This window comes from Pseudoalteromonas sp. T1lg21, assembly GCF_002964625.1.
Taxonomy (GTDB): Bacteria; Pseudomonadota; Gammaproteobacteria; order Enterobacterales; family Alteromonadaceae; genus Pseudoalteromonas; species Pseudoalteromonas gelatinilytica.
The window spans coordinates 48,037-66,567 of record NZ_PQBX01000065.1; the positions used below are offsets into that span (position 1 = coordinate 48,037).

Genomic DNA, 18,531 nt, shown 5'->3' on the forward strand with positions numbered 1-18,531 from the left:
GAGCATATGATCAAAGTACTCATAGTTGATGATTCTGCTTTGATCCGTGGTTTACTCAAGGAAGTTCTCGAGCAAGCGCAAGACATTCAAGTCGTTGGTGCGGCAGAAGACCCTTATCAAGCCCGAGATTTAATTAAGCGCCTTAATCCCGATGTCTTAACACTGGATATCGAAATGCCAAAAATGGATGGATTAAGCTTTTTAAAAAATTTGATGCGCCTGCGACCTATGCCAGTGGTAATGATTTCAACACTGACTCAAAAAGGCTCACCCATCACATTGGAAGCCCTTGAAATTGGTGCTGTTGATTTTATTGCTAAGCCAACCATCAATGTCACAGAAAACCTGCAACGTTATGCGCATTTACTTCATCAAAAAGTTCGCACTGCCGCAGGTGCCAGAATACGCGCCTTTAAAGAATTAAAAGTTGAAGACGACAGCGCCTTAGCAACATTGCAATTTAAGACCAATAGCGTACTAGCTATTGGGGCTTCAACGGGTGGCACCGAGGCAATTAAAGAAGTACTCGTGCGCATGCCAGAAAATTGCCCACCGATTGTGATTACTCAGCATATTCCGCCGGTTTTTAGTACCTCGTTTGCGATGCGCATGGATAGAACGTGCAAAATAAACGTTAAAGAAGCTGAACATGGCGATAAGCTGCAACCGGGATGGGCGTACATTGCACCGGGCGATCAGCATTTAAGTGTGGTGAAAAAAGCCGGAGGCCTGTTTTGCCAGCTTGATTCGAGTGAGTTGGTTAATCGCCATCGCCCAGCAGTCGATGTGCTATTTAACTCCCTCGTTGTTGCTTGCCCTAAAGCGACAGTAGCGGCGTTATTGACCGGTATGGGCAGTGATGGCGCACAAGGCTTATTGGCATTAAATCAAGCAGGAGCTTACACCATCGCGCAAGATGAATTATCGTCGGTGGTGTGGGGAATGCCAAAAGCCGCAGTAGAACTCAATGCGGCTAATGAAGTGGTTCGCCTTGATAAAGTGACAGCACAAATGCTAAAACAAGCGGTTAAGGTACAATAACCCAAGGTTGTGAGAACCAGTAATAACTGCCTTTCATCGCAATAGAAGGGGCCGTGCAGTTAAAGCGAGAGCGGCCTTTTTTCAGTTTTTCAGGTGAGGTGATCTTCACCGTATCTTTACTAAGCCAGGTTAAATCAGCTTGACCAATGCCTGAGACATAACAAGCAAACTGACTTTTATGGAAGTCCTGCATATCAAATTGCATCGTTAAACTAGGTGGGTTTTCGTCTGTCACGCTGTCTGAGTAGGTAAGCTGTTTGATAGTGAAGGCTTGAGAGTCGAGTTTAGTAGCAAGCGTATCAAGCTTTGAGTAAAACCCTGATGCCGGAAAGCGTGGTAATCGAGTAAAGTCAGAATGGATACCTACAGCACCTGAATGCTGTCCGATGCCAACAAATCCAAGTGATTTAACTAACTGCTGCAATGCATTATTAAATTCGCCATAAGGGTAAGCAAGGTATTTGTAATCATGGCCAATTTCTTCTTTAATGCGCTGCTGGGCAGATAAAATGTCTTCCTTAGTACGTGCAAGCCATGCTTCTTCACTCTCGCCCGGCTGTTTGCGATGCAAGTAATTATGAATTTGCGTGTGGTTGCTAATTAACGCCCCTTTATTTGCTAGCTCTTTTAATTGCTGCCACGTCATCACATAGCTTTTGCCTTCATCAATAAGCTCAGGATTTACGAAAATAGTATACGGGTAGCCAAACTTTTCTAAGATAGGAGCTGCTTCTTCATAATTGTTTTTGTAGCCATCGTCGAAGGTAATTGCGACAGTTTTATCTGTTAGCGGTTGGCCTGCTTGTAGTGAGGCAATAAGCTCGTTTAATGGAATAACCGTAAACTTGTGATCGTGTAAATATTGCATGTGCTCAGTGAATGTTTCGCTGCTGACGCTGGTTACCGCTGGAAGGGTTTCACTGACGTGATGATACTGTAGAATGACTGCGCCATGGGCACGCAAAGATAAACCTAACAGGACTGCAAATACTACATGAAACATTTTCTTAAACGTCATAAGGCACACCATAAAAGTTTACTGTTATTAGCCGGTCCGATGATTTTATCAAATATTACCGTGCCAATGTTAGGTTTAGTTGATACTGCTGTAATCGGCCACTTAGGAAGCGCTCACTATTTGGCTGGTATAGCGCTCGGTTCAGCAGTCATCTCGTTATTATTTTGGCTAGCGGGCTTTTTGCGCATGAGTACCACAGGCTTGGTTGCACAGGCTTATGGTAAACACGATCACACCTTACTTGCCGAGCTATTAAAGCGCAGCTTGTTACTAGCGACAGCGGTTGCGCTGCTCTTAATTGCGCTGAGTATACCTATTCAATCCTTAATGGCATATTTATCAAATGCCAATGAAGCTGTTTTAGAACAAGCAAATAGCTATTTTTCGATTCGTATTTTTAGTGCACCTGCTGCTTTATGTAATTTGGTTTTACTTGGTTGGATGTTGGGGGTGCATTATGGTCGAGGGCCGTTTTATTTATTACTTATCACCAATATAACCAATATTGTACTCGATATTTATTTTGTGGTGTTTCTTGATTGGGGTGTGGCTGGAGCTGCGTGGGCGTCTTTAATTGCTGATTATATCGCCCTCGGTTTTGCACTTATGCTCGTTACTCAACTTGCGAAAGAACAAGGTGTTAACCTTGCCGTGAAAGCCTGGTTGAGTGTTGCTAAGTTGCTTGATTTAGTGAGCTTAAATCGCGACATTTTTATTCGCTCACTGGCACTCCAACTGTGTTTTAGCTTTATGACTTTTTATGGCGCGCGTATCGGTGAAACAACCTTAGCGGCTAATGCGGTATTGCTAAACTTTTTAATGTTGGTGAGCTTTGCACTTGATGGTATTGCTTATGCGAGTGAGGCAAAGGTTGGAAAGGCCAAAGGTGAACACAGTAGCCAACACATACAGTTATGGGTGAAATTAAGCCTGTTTTGGGGTGGGTTATTTGCGCTGTTTTATAGCCTTATATTTTTATTATTTGGCGAGGCAATTATTCGCTTACTGACCGATGTGCCCGAAGTTATTAGCCTTGCAACGGTTTACTTGCCTTGGGTGATTATATTGCCTATTGCGGCGATGGGTTGTTTCTTATTTGATGGCGTATTTGTCGGTTTAACCCGTGCTAAAGACATGCGTAACACCATGCTATTTAGTGCTGTGGTGGGCTTTTTTGGGCTGTTTTGGCTAGTGAGTAGTTGGCAAAATCATGGTTTATGGTTTGCGATGACGAGCTTTATGCTGATGCGTGGATTAACGCTGTGGTTTCGCTACCGTAGAATCGTCAACAACCAGCAATTATTAGAGTAAATTATCGCTGAAGATTTATTTCCAAAGATCGGGGTCGTGATCTTTTGGGGATGAGCGCTCTAAAACCTGTGCAAAACGGTTGGCAAAAATACCTAAATAGCCCCAACCTGCCAAGAATAAAGCGAGAGCTAAAATAATCAGGCCAATTAACTGAAATAGTGCAGGTCCATAGTAACCTATGGCAATAAAAATCACGGCCAGCACAAACAGTGCTAGGCCGCGAAGAAAGCGTTTTAAGCTTAATTTGGGGTCGCTACCTAAGCGAAATACCCACTTTTTAAGCATGCTTAGATACCGTTAGTAGTAAGAGTGCTCACCAGATTGGTGATCAGTAATGTCTCTTACACCATTGATTTCATCAAACTTGGCGATCATTTCTTTTTCGATGCCTTCTTTAAGCGTGACATCAATCATTGAACAACCGTTACAACCACCACCAAATTGCAGTACCGCGATACCGTCAGCTGTAATTTCTACTAGGCTAACTTGGCCGCCGTGGTTTGCAAGCTGTGGGTTCACTTCTGTTTCAAGCATGTGTTGTACACGCTCTTGTAGTGATGCATCGTCGCTTAATTTGCGTGCTTTTGCGTTTGGCGCTTTAAGCGTTAACTGAGTACCCATTTTGTCTGTTACAAAATCGATTTCAGCTTCTTCTAAGAAAGGGGCGCTTTCTGCATCAACAATGGCATCAAAACCATTAAATGGTAGACGAATATCAGTCGCTTCAACGGCGTCTTCTGGGCAGTAAGAAACACCACACTCAGCCTGCGAAGTACCTGGGTTTACTACAAACACACGGATGTTCGTTTGTTCAGCTTGGTCTGCTAAAAGTTTAGCAAAATGAGATTGTGCAGATTCAGAAATAGAGATCATAAAACGGACTATACTTGACTAAATTACTCGGATACTGCCTATCATACTCCGCTCATCGTGTTGTCGCCAGTGTTGAGCGTAAAAAGTTGCATCTATTTTATCGAATGGTAGCGTTAAAACATCAAATAATTACGGGTGCTATCTATGCGTTTAATAATAACAATATTAACCATGCTAGTGAGCGTTAGCGCATTAGCAAAACCTCTTTCTTATTACTTTGAACAAGATGTGAAATTTGACCCAAGTATTCCAACCCCTGAACAGGTGTTAGGTTACGAAGTAGGTGAGTGGCATGTACGTCACGATCAGCTTGTGCAATATATGCAAATTTTGGCCGAAAAAAGCGACCGAATGAACTTTAAAGTGATTGGTCGTACTCATGAGCAGCGCCCACTGGTGATGTTAACTATCACAGCGCCAGATAAGCTGGGTCAAGTGGAGCAAATTCGCAAGGCGCACTTAGCTCGCTTAAATGGTGGGGCGAGTGACTCAAGCAAACAGCCTGCGGTTGTATGGATGGGCTATAGTGTGCATGGTAATGAATCATCAGGTAGCAATGCATCATTACTCGTTGCTTATTACCTTGCTGCAGCACAGGGGCCAGAAATCGATGCCTTACTTAACAACACGGTTATTTTACTCGACCCATCACTAAACCCAGACGGCTTGGCGCGTTTTGCTAATTGGGCTAACAGCAACCGTGGTATGAAGTTATCGTCAGATCCAGAAACTCGCGAGCATATTGAAAGTTGGCCGAGCAGCCGTACTAACCATTATTTGTTTGACTTAAACCGTGACTGGTTGTTGTTACAGCACCCTGAATCACGCGCACGTATTGCTCAATTTCATCAATGGAAGCCAAATATCCTAACAGACTTCCATGAAATGGGCCCTAATAGCACGTTTTTCTTCCAGCCGGGGATCCCAACTCGCAAGCACCCAATCACACCTGAAGAAAATGTCACGCTAACCAAAGCAATTGCAAACTATCATGCGAAAACACTTGATGAGCACAATGCGCTTTATTTTACTGAAGAAAGCTTTGATGACTTTTACTATGGTAAGGGCTCAACTTACCCAGACGTAAATGGCGGTGTAGGTATTTTATTTGAACAAGCGAGCTCGCGTGGTCACTTACAAGAAACGATCAACGGACCGCTAAGCTTCCCGTTTACGATTAAAAATCAGTTATTAACTAGCCTATCGACGTTCCAAGCGGCGATTGATAACCGTACAGACTTACTGGATTATCAAGCAAAATTTTACAACAAAGCGGTTGATCTTGCCGGTGATGAAGACTTTAAAGGATATGTTATTAAAGGCGGTGCGGATCACAGCCGTATGCAGTACTTCCTTGATTTATTGAAGCAACATCAAATCAATGCGTATATGTTAGAAGAGCCATTAAAAGTAAATGGTCAAAGCTTTTCTGAACAGAGCTATTATGTGCCATTAGCACAGCCTCAATTTCGTTTAATTAAAGCGATTTTCAGTGAGCAACAGCGCTTTGTTGATAACACGTTTTATGATGTATCGGGCTGGACACTAGCTCATGCCTTCAATCTAGAATTTGCAAAAGTAAGCAGCAATTGGGGCTTAAATCTTGCCAAAATGCCTTGGCAGCAAAGTGTTAAATCAAGCTTTGCAGCATTACCGCAAAGCTATGCGTACGCATTTAAGTGGGATGATTATCTCGCGCCAAAAATGCTAAATAGTTTACTCGAACAAGGCGTTAAAGCGCGCGTGGCGTTAAGCCCGCTGACAGCAAAAACACCATCAGGTGAGATTGCTTTTGCAGCTGGCAGTATTTTGCTTCCTGCGGGTCTGCAAACTGACAGCAACTGGGTGAGTTATTTAAACCAAGCACAAAATGAATTTGGTATTGAAATTACACCCATTAGCTCAGGCTTAACGGTGAAAGGTGCCGATTTAGGTTCTCGTTCAATGGCCGTAGTAAAAGCACCAAAAGTGTTACTCGTGGGTGGTGAAGGTACCAGCCAGTATGAGCTTGGTGAGGTATGGTACTACTTAGATCGCTTTGTTGGTACAGCGCCAAGCATTATCGAAATGAACCGCTTAGATGGTATCGACCTTGAAAACTACAGTCATATCATTCTTGCGCACGGTAATTACAACCGTCTTGATGATGCAACGAAAGTGGCTATTAAGTCGTGGGTTCGTAAAGGCGGCGTTATTTGGGGGCACAAAGGGGGGGCGAAGTTCTTAGCTGATCAGCAGCTACTAAAAGCTAATTACTTATCTCGCCGTGATGTAGCCAGTGCCTTTGATACAACAGGGCTTAGCTATGCCGATAAAGATGACTTAGCAGGCCGTCAACGTATTGCAGGGGCTATTTTTAATACCTCAGTGGATTTATCTCATCCTCTTACCTATTCGCTGAATCGTAATACATTACCTGTGTTTAAGAATAGCACTTGGCTACTTGAGAAGTCAGATGCCCCATTTGTTAACGTACTTACTTACACAGATAAACCGCTTTTAGCTGGCTTTACTGATGACGTAAACGTAGAGCAAGTCGCCGGTGCGGCAGGTCTCATTGCGCATTCATATGGCAAAGGCAGCGTGATAGGTATGACTGATAACCCAGTGTTCCGTGGTTACTGGTATGGCACGAGCCGATTACTGAGCAATGCCTTATTTTTTGGTAATGCGTTTCATGCCTCTGGTGATAAATAATAATAATTAATCATAATGCAGTTTGCCTAACCCTGTTAGGCAAGTGAGCATTGCCCATACTTGCTTAGCTCCTGCATTTTTTATGGCTTCTGTCGCAGCATTTAAGGTTGCGCCAGAGGTCATCACATCATCAATAATTGCCACCGTTTTTCCCGTTAAATCTTGCTGACAAACAAACGCATTTTGTAGGTTTTTAACTCTTTTCGCTTTACTTAACTGTGATTGCGCTTTGGTTGCTTTTTGCTTGAAAAGAGCAGCGCTCACACTACATTGCTGGCTTTTTAAAACAGGTAACCAAGTTTGACTGACCTGATTAAAGCCGCGTGCTAAAAAGCGCTGATTATGTAGTGGCAGCACAATAAAAAGATCGGGCCAAGTTACATTAACCTGACGAGCTATTTGCAACTGTTTGTCTATCACTTGTGTAAGTGCCACACGAAAAAACTGCTGGTCGTTAAATTTCAATTGCTTGAGCCAAAGTTTAAAGGGTGCTTGATACCACGCACAGGCAATTAAATGATCAAATTGGCTATCAGGAAATGCATCACAGATATCTGGCCTGTGTAACAGGTTTGGGTGGCGTGTAAGGTCAAATAAATTAAGGTCATCTAAACAATGCTGACACAAAGCTTGATTAGCTTGTATGTGATTTTGGCAGCTAATGCAAAAGTTGGGGAATAGTGCCTCTAGTCCTAGTTTTAAGGCATGAGAGAAGCGAGACATTGCATTCATTCCTTTAAACGCTATTATGAGCGCTAAGTGTGGTTGGGAAATACAAAATATGCAAAATGATATGGTGTTATTACATGGCTGGGGAATGAACCAAGGGGTTTGGCAAGTGATCAAACCTGAGCTTGAGTTTTTTCATGATGGTGAAGTCCGTTGCCTTGATTTACCTGGTTTTGGTAATGCGCAGTCAATTCCCACACCTTACACTTTGCATGCTGCAGCTGAGCAACTAAGTACACAGCTCAATGATCAGTCTATTCTTGTTGGCTGGTCGTTAGGGGGGCTTTTTGCCTTGTATATTGCAGCACATTGGCCTGACAAAGTAGCAAAGGTTGTGTTGGTCGCCTCAACCCCATTTTTTGCCCAAACCAACGAATGGCCGGGTATCAAACCTGACGTATTGAACGCATTTAAAGATCAGCTGGTTAGCCATAGAGAAAAAACGATAGAACGGTTTTTGGCGATACAAGCAATGGGCAGTGAATCAGCTCGGGATGATATTAAGCAACTTAAAGCACTTTTAAACCAATACCCTGCACCACAAGAGCAAGCTCTAAGTGCAGGTTTAGATATTTTACAGCAAGATGATTTACGTGAGCTTTTCGCGAAACTTACCGTGCCAGTAAGAGGTATTTTTGGGCGCTTAGATTCATTAGTTCCTTATCGTGCGATTGAAAAAATGCATGCCTTACAGCCTCAGTTTGAATATGAGGTTTTAGATAAGGCGTCACATGCGCCTTTTATTTCTCATAAAGCGGCATTTATATCAGCACTGAAATCAATGTGTTAAGCCTGCCTCTCTGAGAGGCCAGAAAAATCGTGGGATTTAGCTTTATTTTGCTCGTTTTATGAGCGATACTTAACGAGTAGATCTCACTGTTGGAGGGTGTTATGCCAATCAGTTCTGTTTTTAATAATGCGGTAGAAGGTTATAACCGTGCAAGCCAAGGTATCGAAAAGGCAAGCGCTGAGATTAGCCGTGCCTCAATTGATCAGCAAGATGATGCCCAATTAGCTCAACAACGCCAATTACAAGCGGCAACACCAAATGAAGCTGTAACTCCGCCAGTTTCACAACCTGCCCCAATCGATGAGTCGCTTGTTAATTTAAAAGTTGAAGAGTTTAATGCCAAAGCTAATATCAACACGATTCAGACTGCTGATGAAGTGCTCGGTACCTTAATTGATATCAAAGTTTAGTACTTATGAATATCGTCACTCCGTTTCCTTCGATTAATATCAACACGGCGAATGTGCACACCGAAAGTGCTCGCCGTGATAATCAGTTACGTGAAGTGATCCCGCCACCTGCTGCTGCTAAGCCAAGTAACGCTGAAAATAAAACGCTGAGTGATGGTGATAAAGCAAAACAACCAGGTACTGATGCGGGTACTTATGATGCTAAAGGTCGTCTTGCTGAAGACAAAGTGATTGAAGAACGCCAACAAGGTAGCGAGCAAGGCGAGCCTGAGCAATCAGAACAAGAGCAACAAGAAGCTAAGCAAGAACAGCAAAAAGAGCAAAAGGTTGCTGAGCAAGAGCAACAAGACGCTGAGCAAATTAAAGAGCTAAAAGCCCGCGATACCGAAGTGCGTATTCATGAACAAGCGCATGCAACAGTCGGGGGGCAATATGCTGGCTCACCAAGCTATGAGTATCAGCGCGGCCCTGATGGTACAAACTATGCTGTGGGCGGCGAGGTACAAATTGATGTTGCTGAAATCAACGGTGACCCGCAAGCCACAATCGAAAAAATGAAAACAGTGCGTGCAGCAGCGCTCGCCCCTGAAGAACCATCAGGTGCAGATCGCTCTATTGCCGCAGATGCCACACAAAAACTCGTTGCAGCGCAGGCTGAGCTTGCCAATCAATCTGATGATGACGATGCTGATTCAGGCAAATCAACATTTAAAATTCATAATGAGTATGCTGAAGATAGCGCAGCTCAAAGTAGCGAAACAAAAACAGCAAAGCGTGATGTAGAAGTCGATGAGCGCGCCGCACGTATCGCTAATTTTTATCAAGCAGCAACCTCTCCTGCTAATCAAAATCAGTTCTCTGCTTTTATTTAAGCCCATACTAATTCACATTAATAATTCATCATTTAGTGGGTTAAACCTATTCTTAACGAGGTTTTATTACCTCAAAATAGCTCAGTTAATTAAGTTTTTAATCGAATTTTTATAACAATTTCTTACATTTAGCCTACAAAAATGAATGTTGTTTCTATTGTGGGTTTGTCTTCGCTTTGGTAGATTGTGCCCGATTTATAATTAGGATGATTAAACAATGAAATACACTCTTCTTGCTTGCGCATTATCACTTGCCTCGACAACAGTAATGGCAGAAAACACTTCACCATTAAGCTATGACTATGTTGAAGCTGGATATAAAAAGACAGAAATTGATGAGCTAAACGATTTTTCTCTTTCAGGTATTGGTATTAATTTTAGTAAGCAATTTGCTGAGAATTGGTTTGTATTAGGACACTACTCAACAGCTTCGGATGACGATAAAGAATCAAGCTACTACGATGGCTATAACGTCTATGATTCATTTGGCAATTTGATTGGTGAATCTCAAATTTCATATTTAGGCAAAGTCGACCTTGATATTACTCGCTTTGAGCTAGGCCTAGGCTATATCTACTCTCTTTCTGATCGCACTAACCTTGATTTCTCAGCAAAAATTGGTCAGCTTAAATTTGAGGTGGATTCAAGTTTTTCAGTGGAAGAAACATATCAAGATTATGTACTTGAAAGTTACTCAGATAGCTACTCAGATTCAGAAACTGCAGATATTTTATCTGCTAACGTACAAATCAGGCACTTATTAACTGATTCATTTGAGATCAATGGAGGCGTTGGCTACGAGCGTTTACATGATGAAGAGAGCGAAAATAATGCAGTATTTCATGTAGGTGCAAACTATGCCTTCACGCCAGCTTGGCTTGTCAGCGCAAGCTATCGTGATGCAAATGATTACTCAGATATCTCACTGGCAGTTCGTTACAATTTCTAACTAGTTAGCGGCTAGAGAAGTTTTTCTCTAGCTGCTTTCCCTTCCCCATTTTTTGTTTCTGTAATCGCATTCTCTACAAAATGCTACATTTTGTATAAATATCCCGCAAAGCGTTTGTTATTAACACTCTTATGTTTATTTGCTGTTAATTTTGTATCCTAACTGTGTACGACTCGGTTTGACCATGCAAAACCCCCTCTGTATATGTTTGCCTGCTAAATAATTTAGTGTGTCAGCTCAAGTAATTTATGAGCTGTTTAGAATTAAATCAGTGGGAATCATATGCAACCTTGCAATAAGAAAATCACACACTTGAAGAAAAGCTCAGTTGCCGTACTTACAGCATTGTACGTCGGTGCTACAGGCTATGCTGCGGCAGAGCCAGGCTTTAACAAAGTGTCAGATAAAGGCTTTTATCAGCCAACATTTACAGCGGAAGATATCGCGAATTATCAACAAGAAAAACAAATCGAAGATCATCCAAGCTTATTAAAGGGGAGTGCTCAGCGCTTAAATCAGCATTACCAAAGTCAGCAGCCGGAACATGTTTTTCAACCTCAAGATGGGGTGACAGGTATTCAAACATACATTGTACAAATGCATGATGAACCTGTAGCAAGTTATCAAGGTGATATTCAAGGCTTCAGCGCTACAGCCATTACAGAGTCACGTTCTTTAATGGTAAAAGAGCGCATTGATACAGCTTCGCAAAGCGTGCGCGCGTATCAAAGCTTTTTAAAACAGCGTCAATCAACAGTATTAAGTAAGGCGCGTGCAATGGGTGCCAATATTGCGATTAAAAAGCAATTTACCCTTGCAAATAACGCGGTTGTTGTTGAAATGACACAAGCTGATGCAGAGCTTCTTGCGACGCAATCAGGCGTAAAGCGTATTACTCCTAACCGTATTTTTGAATTACGCACAGACCGCGGTCCTGAGTTTATTGGCGCAGACCAATTATGGCAGGGTTCAACACCTGCTTCATCGGTTGGTGTTAAAGGTGAAGGTATGGTTGTCGGTATTATTGATACTGGTATCAATACAGACCACCCGGCATTTGCAAGCGACGAAGAGTACAGCAAAAAAAATCCATTAGGTGCCGGTAACTTTTTAGGTGACTGTGAAGAAGAACCTGAGCTATGTAATGACAAGCTGATTGGTGTTCGCTCTTATCCAGAAGTCACAGCGATGAATGCGGATTATCAATTTGCCCGAGCTGATCGTCGTGCTGAAAATGGTGAAGATTACAATGGTCACGGCTCTCACACAGCGAGTAGCACGGCGGGTAACTACATAGAAAACACGCCACTTCAAGCTGCAACCGGTGAGAAAGTCAGTGATGGTGAAAACTTACCATTCACGTTTGAAAGCACCAGCGGTGTGGCACCGCGTGCGCATATCATTTCGTACCAAGTTTGTTATGCTGGCCGTTCTGGCGATCTATACTCAGGCTGTCCTGAATCAGCAATTTTATCTGCATTTGAAGATGCGATTGAAGATGGTGTCGATGCTATTAACTTCTCAATTGGTGGTAGCGAAAGCTTCCCATGGGAAGATCCAATGGAAATGGCTTTCTTAAGTGCGCGCGAAGCGGGCATTTCAGTGGCAGCGGCAGCGGGTAACTCGGGTCCTTATTATATTTCAGCGGATCATACATCACCTTGGGTAACCACTGTTGGTGCATCAACCCATGACCGCGTGATGGATTTAGGTGTTAAAACCATTAATAACTTCCAAGGCACTCGCACGCCTTATGCTGGTGAGTACACAGGTAAGAGTTTCTCTGGCGGTATTACTGGCGAAGTTGTTCTTGCTGAAAAATACGACGACCCTAATGAAAGTGATGGTTACGATGCTGCAAGCTGTAACGCACCTTTCCCTGCAGGCACGTTTACGGCTGACCAAATTGTAGTATGTTTACGTGGTGACATTGCGCGTGTTGATAAAGCCAAGAACGTTGCTGCAGGTGGAGCAGGTGGCTTCATTTTACAAAACATTAGTTCGGCAGAGAGTATTGTTGCTGATAACTACGTGATCCCGGGTATTCACTTACCAGCAAGTGCTCGTTACACAATTCGTAACTGGGTGAATGCTAATCCTGGTGGTGCTGCTATTGCGACGATTGGCGAGCCAGAAAATAACTATTCATTTGATGCAGAAGCGGGTAATCAGCTTGCTATCTTTAGTTCTATGGGACCAAGTTATTACATCAATAACCTTGTTCCGGACGTGACTGCACCGGGTGTTGATATTTATGCTGCGAATGCTGATGACCAACCATTTACAGCTTACCCAAGTGCATCAGATTGGACTTTCATGAGCGGTACCTCAATGGCTACGCCACATGTTACCGGCGCAATGACGCTATTGATGCAAATGCACCCAGATTGGACGCCAGCAGAAATTCAATCAGCACTAATGATGACTGCAAATAAAGTACGTATTTCTAACGGTGTGACTTTAATTGACCCATATTACAACTTTATGGCTGGTGGCGGTGCAATTGACGTAGCACAAGCTGCAAATGCAGGTCTTATCATGGATGAGACTATTGAAAACTACCATAATGCTAACCCTCGTAACGGTGGTTTAGTTGAGTGGTTGAATTTACCTTCTTTAGTGAACAAAGACTGTGAGCTTGAATGTTCATGGATGCGTACTGTAAAGGCAACAAAAGATGGTACTTGGGATGCAACTGCTTATGGTTGGGCTGTTGAGGGTGAAGACGAAAGCTTTGGTGTAGAAGTTAGCGTAACACCAAGTAACTTCACGCTGAAAGCAGGGGAGACACAAGATGTAATGGTTACTATGAAGTTGCCAAATATCATCGAGTCTAAACTTGATCCCGTTGAAGAGGGTGCGCCTTGGGATAACATCTTAAATAAAGATGCTTGGTTCAACGGCAAAGTGCTATTTAAGAACACTGACGGCGACTTACCAGACGCTCATTTCACATTGGTTGCTAAGAATGTTATTGATGAGCTACCAACTATGGTTGATATCGATATGGCACGTGCCAGTGCATCAGAATCATTCGTTGTTAATACCGATAGCTACAGTGAGTTTACGCCGACTTATTATGGTCTTGTAAAACCAACTGAAGTTACTGCAAATATCTTAGGTGTTGCACCTTACGTGACGAAAGACCGCGTTGAAAAAGCGTGGGATATTCAATCGTTTGAAGTACCAGAAGGTACAAAACGCTTAATGGTTAAAGTTGCATCTACCGAACAAACTACAGATTTGGCAGACCTTGTTGAACCTCGTTGGCAAATGAAAAAAGCACACTTAATAGTGGGTTATGATGCTAATGAAAGTGGCTCATTCATGGTGTCTGATGAAGAGATTTCGGAAGATTCTACAGCACTGATCAAAGCACTTAATGAAGAGATGATTTGTTACTCTTCAAGTAGTGTTGAAGATAACTACTGTAACATTATCGATCCTAAGCCTGGTAAATATTGGTTTGCGACCGCAGCTCTAGCAGGTTTACGTGATGTTGGTTATCAAACCGTTACACATTATGCGATTGTTAAAGAGCAAAATACCGGTGAATTCAGTGTATCAGCGCCACAGCAGCACAGCGGCAATGGTAACTATGAAATTGCGGTAAATTGGGACCTACCTGAAGCGCAACCGAATGATGTTTACTATGGCGGCTTTGCATTAGGTAATGCTGAAGGTGCTGAAGGCACCCTCGGTTTTACATCGGTTAACTTAAAGCGTGATGCCGAAGCACTCACACTAAATGTTGACCAAGACACGGCTCGGGCTATGGACCTAGTTAACGTTAATGTAAAACTTAAAGCCAACTATGAATCAAAAGCGCGTGACTATTCATTGTCATTGACGATTCCTGAGGGCATGCAAGTTTGGCCACAAACACTAACTTCAAATAATGAGTCGGTGGCTGCTTCGTTAATCGTTGAAGGCAATACCCTGACAATTCAAGGTACACAAGACGCAACACGTAACGTACAACGTGATTATGTGGTAACCAACAACATCACTAACGAAATGTGTAAAACGCCAATGATTGATGAATTCTCGACAGGAGGATATATCGATTTATGGGGTGATTTCCGCATTCAACCTGAAGCTGCTTGGTATGAAGGTGGTTCAAATGTGTTCTTTGATGTTCCAATCGATTGGTTATTCTATAAAAATGGTGCGAAGTTTGAAATTTACAATCAAGTAAATAATAACGAAGTACGTTTACACCCAACAGGAGCAATGCAGTTCACACCTATCTGGTGGATGATGAGTGCGCACCGTGGTCCTGGTTTCTTAGTTGAAGCATTGGCACCATTCTGGCGTGGTTCGTTTGAAATCGAAAACCTTCGCCATCCGACCGATCCAACAGGCCTAACGATTGCTTCTCAATACAAAGAAGAGCGTCCTGACTTAGGTGATCTCGTATTCATGGAATTCGATAATGTGACTGATAAAAATACCGGTGACACGTTCGACTACGAAGTGATTTTGCGTAGTGGTATTGATGACCATGAAGGTATGTTCGAAGCTATCTTTGCTTACGATAACCTAGGCGCTGGTGTTGACGAAGGAACCATCTTTATTGAAGGTGGCGATAGTGTTTATTCAACAACGGCTGGCTTTAAAGAGGGTGCATTAAGCAATGTGATTGGTTATGACGACCTTGGCAAGATCTTACAAGATGACTTAGTGATCTGTTTTGATTATGTCGGCCCAGAGCAAAGTGAAGTTGAGTTTAACTTTACTGCTACGGTTATGCCTGATGCGAAAGGTTCAGTGCAAGATATCACTCTTGATTACCAACTTGGTAGCCAAGAAGGTGGGTCGTTAATGCACTCTATCGGTGTGCAAAGCAACCTGAAAATGAGCGACATTGCTGATATGACGGTAGCTGAAAATGGCCGTATCGATGGTGTTGATGTGATGGTTGTTGATGCAGATCAGTCGCCAAATGAATTAGTGGTAACGGGTGAGAATGTAACGGCTGAAGTTGACGGAATGTCGTTTAACCTAATCCCTGATGCACATTTCCATGGTGAAACAATGGTGACTGTCACAGTGCAAGATAAAGCAAACCCAGCAGACAAAGTAAGTAAAGAGTTCTTACTTATGGTTGAATCTGATGGTGTAGAGCTTGGTTGTACTGATACTGCAGCATCTAACTATGATGCGACAGCGAATGAAGATGATGGTAGCTGTGAATACGCTTCACAAGTAACACCAGAAACTGAAGCGAAAGCTAAGAGCTCTTCAAGCGGCTCATTAGGTCACTTTATAGTGTTACTACTGCCATTACTTGCACTTCGTCGTCGTAAGTAATAGCGATAAAGGCTCAGCTCATGAGCCTTTCATAGCAACGTATTTGATTAAGTAAGTTGTTATACAAATAAAAAACCGCGTAAGTTTACACTCACGCGGTTTTTTATTATCGATTGATACCAGTTTGATTAATTGAACTGGTATTATTTTTTCACTTTTGCATTGGCAAATGCATCTGCAAAGGCATTACCCATGGCAACATTGCCAAATTCGCGTTTTTGCTTAGGTGCACTTTTCGCTTTAGCAGCCGGCTTAGGTTTGCTAGCGGGTGTGGCTTTGTTGCTGGTATCAACATCATCGTCTAAACGCATGGTAAAGCTAATACGTTTACGCGCAGCATCTACCTCAACGACTTTTACTTTAACAATATCGCCAGCTTTAACCACTTCACGCGGATCAGAGATAAACTTGTTAGTAATTGCAGAAATATGCACTAACCCGTCTTGGTGTACGCCCACATCAACGAAGGCACCAAAGTTAGCAACGTTAGACACGACACCTTCTAAAATCATACCTGGTTTTAGGTCGTTAATGGTTTCAACACCGGCCTTAAACTCAGCTGTTTTAAACTCAGGGCGCGGGTCACGACCCGGCTTATCAAGCTCTTTGATAATATCGGTAACGGTTGGTAAACCAAACTTTTCGTCTGTGTAATCGTTCGCAACGAGCTTGTTTAGAATGTCAGAATTACCAATTAGGCTATTTACATCTAAGCTGTTCTTCTCGCAGATACGCTTAACAACAGGGTAGGCTTCAGGGTGAACTGACGAGTTATCGAGAGGATCTGAGCCTGTGCTGATACGTAAGAAACCGGCCGCTTGTTCAAAGGCTTTTGGACCTAAGCGTTCAACTTTTTTAAGTTCAGAGCGTTTGCTAAATGAGCCATTCGCATCACGGTAGCTAACAATATTTTGCGCTAATGTTTTGTTTAAGCCAGATACGCGAGTCAATAGTGGTACCGACGCCATATTTAAGTCTACACCCACTGAGTTTACACAGTCTTCAACGACTGATGTTAGCGTTTGACCAAGTTGGCTTTGCGATACATCGTGCTGATACTGACCTACACCGATTGATTTAGGCTCAATTTTTACCAGCTCAGCAAGTGGATCTTGAAGGCGACGCGCAATAGATACTGCGCCACGTAGTGAAACATCAAGGTTTGGGAATTCATTAGCTGCAAACTCAGACGCTGAATAAACAGATGCACCGGCTTCACTAACCATAATTTTATTTAGCTTAAGCTCACTGTTCGCTTTGATCAGCTCTGCAACTAACTTGTCAGATTCACGTGAAGCCGTACCATTACCAATAGCGATTAGCTCAACTTTATGCTGGCGGCATAGTTGTTCTAAAGTACGAAGTGATTTTTCCCAGTGGTTTTGCGGTGCATGCGGGAAAATAGTTTGTGTTGTTAATAGCTTACCTGTGCTGTCAACAACGGCAATTTTACAACCAGTACGTAAACCAGGATCAAGGCTAACGTAGTGCGTGGACCTGCAGGTGCAGCCATTAATAAATCTTTTAAGTTCTTCGCAAAAACATCAATGGCGCCGGTTTCTGCTTTTTCACGCATTGCACCTAAAAATTCATTCTCAAGATGCAGACTTAACTTAATTTTCCATGCCCATTGCACTACGCCCATTAACCAACTGCTTGCTGCCGAGTTGCTAACATCTAAGCGGTAATGATCGGCAATCATTTGTGCACACACTTGTGCCGGATTTTCAGCACTTGGCTCAGGGTTGATACTAAGTTGTAATACGCCTTCATTACGAGCACGCAGCATAGCAAGTGCACGGTGTGATGGTACTTTTTTCAGTGGTTCTTGATGCTCAAAGTAGTCGCGGTACTTAGCCCCTTCATTTTCTTGGCCAGCGATTACAGTGCTTTCAATTTGACCATGCTGAGCAATGTGGCTGCGGAATTTAGCAAGTAGTTTGGCGTCTTCTGCAAAACGCTCCATCAAAATAAATTTAGCGCCATCGAGTACCGCTTTTGTATCAGCAAAGCCTGCCTCTGCGTTAATGTAATCAGTCGCGTGTTGTTCTGGGTCGAGGCTAGGGTCGTTAAATAGTGCATCAGCAAGCGGTTCAATACCTGCTTCAATGGCTACTTGTCCTTTCGTACGGCGTTTTGGTTTGAAAGGCAGATATAAGTCTTCAAGCTCAGTTTTACTGTCAGCACTATTAATGTCAGCACTTAGCTCGGCAGTTAACTTACCTTGCTCTTCGATAGTAGCAAGGATAAAGCTGCGGCGTTCTTCTAATTCACGTAAATAAGATAGACGCTGCTCAAGTAAACGTAATTGGGTGTCGTCTAGACCACCAGTCACTTCTTTACGATAACGGGCGATAAAAGGGACTGTGGCACCTTCATCAAGTAATTTGATTGCAGCAACAACTTGTGATTGCTGGGCATTTAGCTCGGTCGCTAAGCGTGCAGAGATATTGCTCATGCATAAACCTTTTTAAAAATAGAAAATCAGTAAAACTGAAGATTAATTGCCTGAATAATATCACAATAAG

General features: G+C 42.8%; 12 protein-coding genes and 1 pseudogene. 8 read left to right on the forward strand and 5 right to left on the reverse strand.

The window, feature by feature from the left end:
- Positions 1–6: 6 nt before the first annotated feature.
- Positions 7–1,041, forward strand: coding sequence for a protein-glutamate methylesterase/protein-glutamine glutaminase (locus C2M25_RS19705; protein ID WP_105181956.1), 1,035 nt, complete (start codon positions 7–9; stop codon positions 1,039–1,041).
- Here C2M25_RS19705 and C2M25_RS19710 read toward each other — a convergent pair.
- Positions 1,028–2,059 carry a polysaccharide deacetylase family protein gene (locus tag C2M25_RS19710; protein ID WP_234003620.1) on the reverse strand — a complete coding sequence of 344 codons (1,032 nt, stop codon included), beginning with the start codon at positions 2,057–2,059 and terminating at the stop codon, positions 1,028–1,030. The two genes, C2M25_RS19705 and C2M25_RS19710, sit on opposite strands and share 14 nt — an antisense overlap.
- Between C2M25_RS19710 and dinF the strand changes: the two genes are divergently transcribed.
- Complete coding sequence (gene dinF / locus C2M25_RS19715; protein ID WP_105181958.1) at positions 2,036–3,370, forward strand: MATE family efflux transporter DinF; 1,335 nt, start codon at positions 2,036–2,038, stop codon at positions 3,368–3,370. The two genes, C2M25_RS19710 and dinF, sit on opposite strands and share 24 nt — an antisense overlap.
- A 15-nt stretch (positions 3,371–3,385) precedes the next feature.
- On the opposite strand, the gene C2M25_RS19720 is transcribed toward dinF, so the two are convergent.
- Complete coding sequence (locus C2M25_RS19720; RefSeq protein WP_063702430.1) at positions 3,386–3,655, reverse strand: hypothetical protein; 270 nt, start codon at positions 3,653–3,655, stop codon at positions 3,386–3,388.
- Positions 3,656–3,667: 12 nt separating this feature from the next.
- The gene (nfuA, locus tag C2M25_RS19725; RefSeq protein ID WP_063702428.1) at positions 3,668–4,243 is read right to left on the reverse strand and encodes a Fe-S biogenesis protein NfuA; all 576 of its coding nucleotides are present in this window, start codon (positions 4,241–4,243) and stop codon (positions 3,668–3,670) included.
- Positions 4,244–4,387: 144 nt separating this feature from the next.
- Between nfuA and C2M25_RS19730 the strand changes: the two genes are divergently transcribed.
- Positions 4,388–6,940: a M14 metallopeptidase family protein gene (locus C2M25_RS19730; protein ID WP_105181959.1), complete on the forward strand. Its 2,553-nt coding sequence runs from the start codon at positions 4,388–4,390 to the stop codon at positions 6,938–6,940.
- A gap of 6 nt (positions 6,941–6,946) precedes the next feature.
- Here C2M25_RS19730 and C2M25_RS19735 read toward each other — a convergent pair whose 3' ends face one another.
- A complete protein-coding gene (locus C2M25_RS19735; protein ID WP_105181960.1) occupies positions 6,947–7,663 on the reverse strand; it encodes a ComF family protein in 717 nt (238 codons plus the stop codon).
- 58 nt (positions 7,664–7,721) lie between these two features.
- Here C2M25_RS19735 and bioH point away from each other — a divergent pair, with 58 nt between their 5' ends.
- The 5 genes from bioH to C2M25_RS19760 all read left to right on the forward strand — a co-directional run bounded on the left by bioH (position 7,722) and on the right by C2M25_RS19760 (position 16,003).
- Positions 7,722–8,459, forward strand: a complete 738-nt coding sequence (gene bioH / locus C2M25_RS19740) for a pimeloyl-ACP methyl ester esterase BioH (RefSeq protein WP_063702544.1) — start codon at positions 7,722–7,724, stop codon at positions 8,457–8,459.
- A 101-nt stretch (positions 8,460–8,560) separates the two neighbouring features.
- The gene (locus C2M25_RS19745; protein ID WP_054554434.1) at positions 8,561–8,869 is read left to right on the forward strand and encodes a hypothetical protein; all 309 of its coding nucleotides are present in this window, start codon (positions 8,561–8,563) and stop codon (positions 8,867–8,869) included.
- A 5-nt stretch (positions 8,870–8,874) separates the two neighbouring features.
- Positions 8,875–9,741: a putative metalloprotease CJM1_0395 family protein gene (locus tag C2M25_RS19750; protein WP_105174372.1), complete on the forward strand. Its 867-nt coding sequence runs from the start codon at positions 8,875–8,877 to the stop codon at positions 9,739–9,741.
- Positions 9,742–9,958: 217 nt separating this feature from the next.
- Positions 9,959–10,690 carry an outer membrane beta-barrel protein gene (locus tag C2M25_RS19755; RefSeq protein ID WP_063702419.1) on the forward strand — a complete coding sequence of 244 codons (732 nt, stop codon included), beginning with the start codon at positions 9,959–9,961 and terminating at the stop codon, positions 10,688–10,690.
- A 282-nt stretch (positions 10,691–10,972) separates the two neighbouring features.
- Positions 10,973–16,003 carry a S8 family serine peptidase gene (locus tag C2M25_RS19760; RefSeq protein ID WP_105181961.1) on the forward strand — a complete coding sequence of 1,677 codons (5,031 nt, stop codon included), beginning with the start codon at positions 10,973–10,975 and terminating at the stop codon, positions 16,001–16,003.
- A gap of 143 nt (positions 16,004–16,146) precedes the next feature.
- Here the strand turns inward: C2M25_RS19760 and C2M25_RS19765 are convergent.
- Positions 16,147–18,461 (reverse strand): annotated as a pseudogene (locus C2M25_RS19765) (Tex family protein).
- Between the last annotated feature and the right edge of the window lie 70 nt (positions 18,462–18,531).

Excerpts from the sequence above, each read along its gene's own strand:
- C2M25_RS19705 (WP_105181956.1), top strand. The coding sequence starts at position 7 with ATGATCAAAGTACTCATAGTTGATGATTCTGCTTTGATCCGTGGTTTA.
- dinF (WP_105181958.1), top strand. The coding sequence starts at position 2,036 with ATGAAACATTTTCTTAAACGTCATAAGGCACACCATAAAAGTTTACTG.
- C2M25_RS19710 (WP_234003620.1), bottom strand. The coding sequence starts at position 2,059 with ATGACGTTTAAGAAAATGTTTCATGTAGTATTTGCAGTCCTGTTAGGT.
- C2M25_RS19720 (WP_063702430.1), bottom strand. The coding sequence starts at position 3,655 with ATGCTTAAAAAGTGGGTATTTCGCTTAGGTAGCGACCCCAAATTAAGC.
- nfuA (WP_063702428.1), bottom strand. The coding sequence starts at position 4,243 with ATGATCTCTATTTCTGAATCTGCACAATCTCATTTTGCTAAACTTTTA.
- C2M25_RS19730 (WP_105181959.1), top strand. The coding sequence starts at position 4,388 with ATGCGTTTAATAATAACAATATTAACCATGCTAGTGAGCGTTAGCGCA.
- C2M25_RS19735 (WP_105181960.1), bottom strand. The coding sequence starts at position 7,663 with ATGTCTCGCTTCTCTCATGCCTTAAAACTAGGACTAGAGGCACTATTC.
- bioH (WP_063702544.1), top strand. The coding sequence starts at position 7,722 with ATGCAAAATGATATGGTGTTATTACATGGCTGGGGAATGAACCAAGGG.
- C2M25_RS19745 (WP_054554434.1), top strand. The coding sequence starts at position 8,561 with ATGCCAATCAGTTCTGTTTTTAATAATGCGGTAGAAGGTTATAACCGT.
- C2M25_RS19750 (WP_105174372.1), top strand. The coding sequence starts at position 8,875 with ATGAATATCGTCACTCCGTTTCCTTCGATTAATATCAACACGGCGAAT.
- C2M25_RS19755 (WP_063702419.1), top strand. The coding sequence starts at position 9,959 with ATGAAATACACTCTTCTTGCTTGCGCATTATCACTTGCCTCGACAACA.
- C2M25_RS19760 (WP_105181961.1), top strand. The coding sequence starts at position 10,973 with ATGCAACCTTGCAATAAGAAAATCACACACTTGAAGAAAAGCTCAGTT.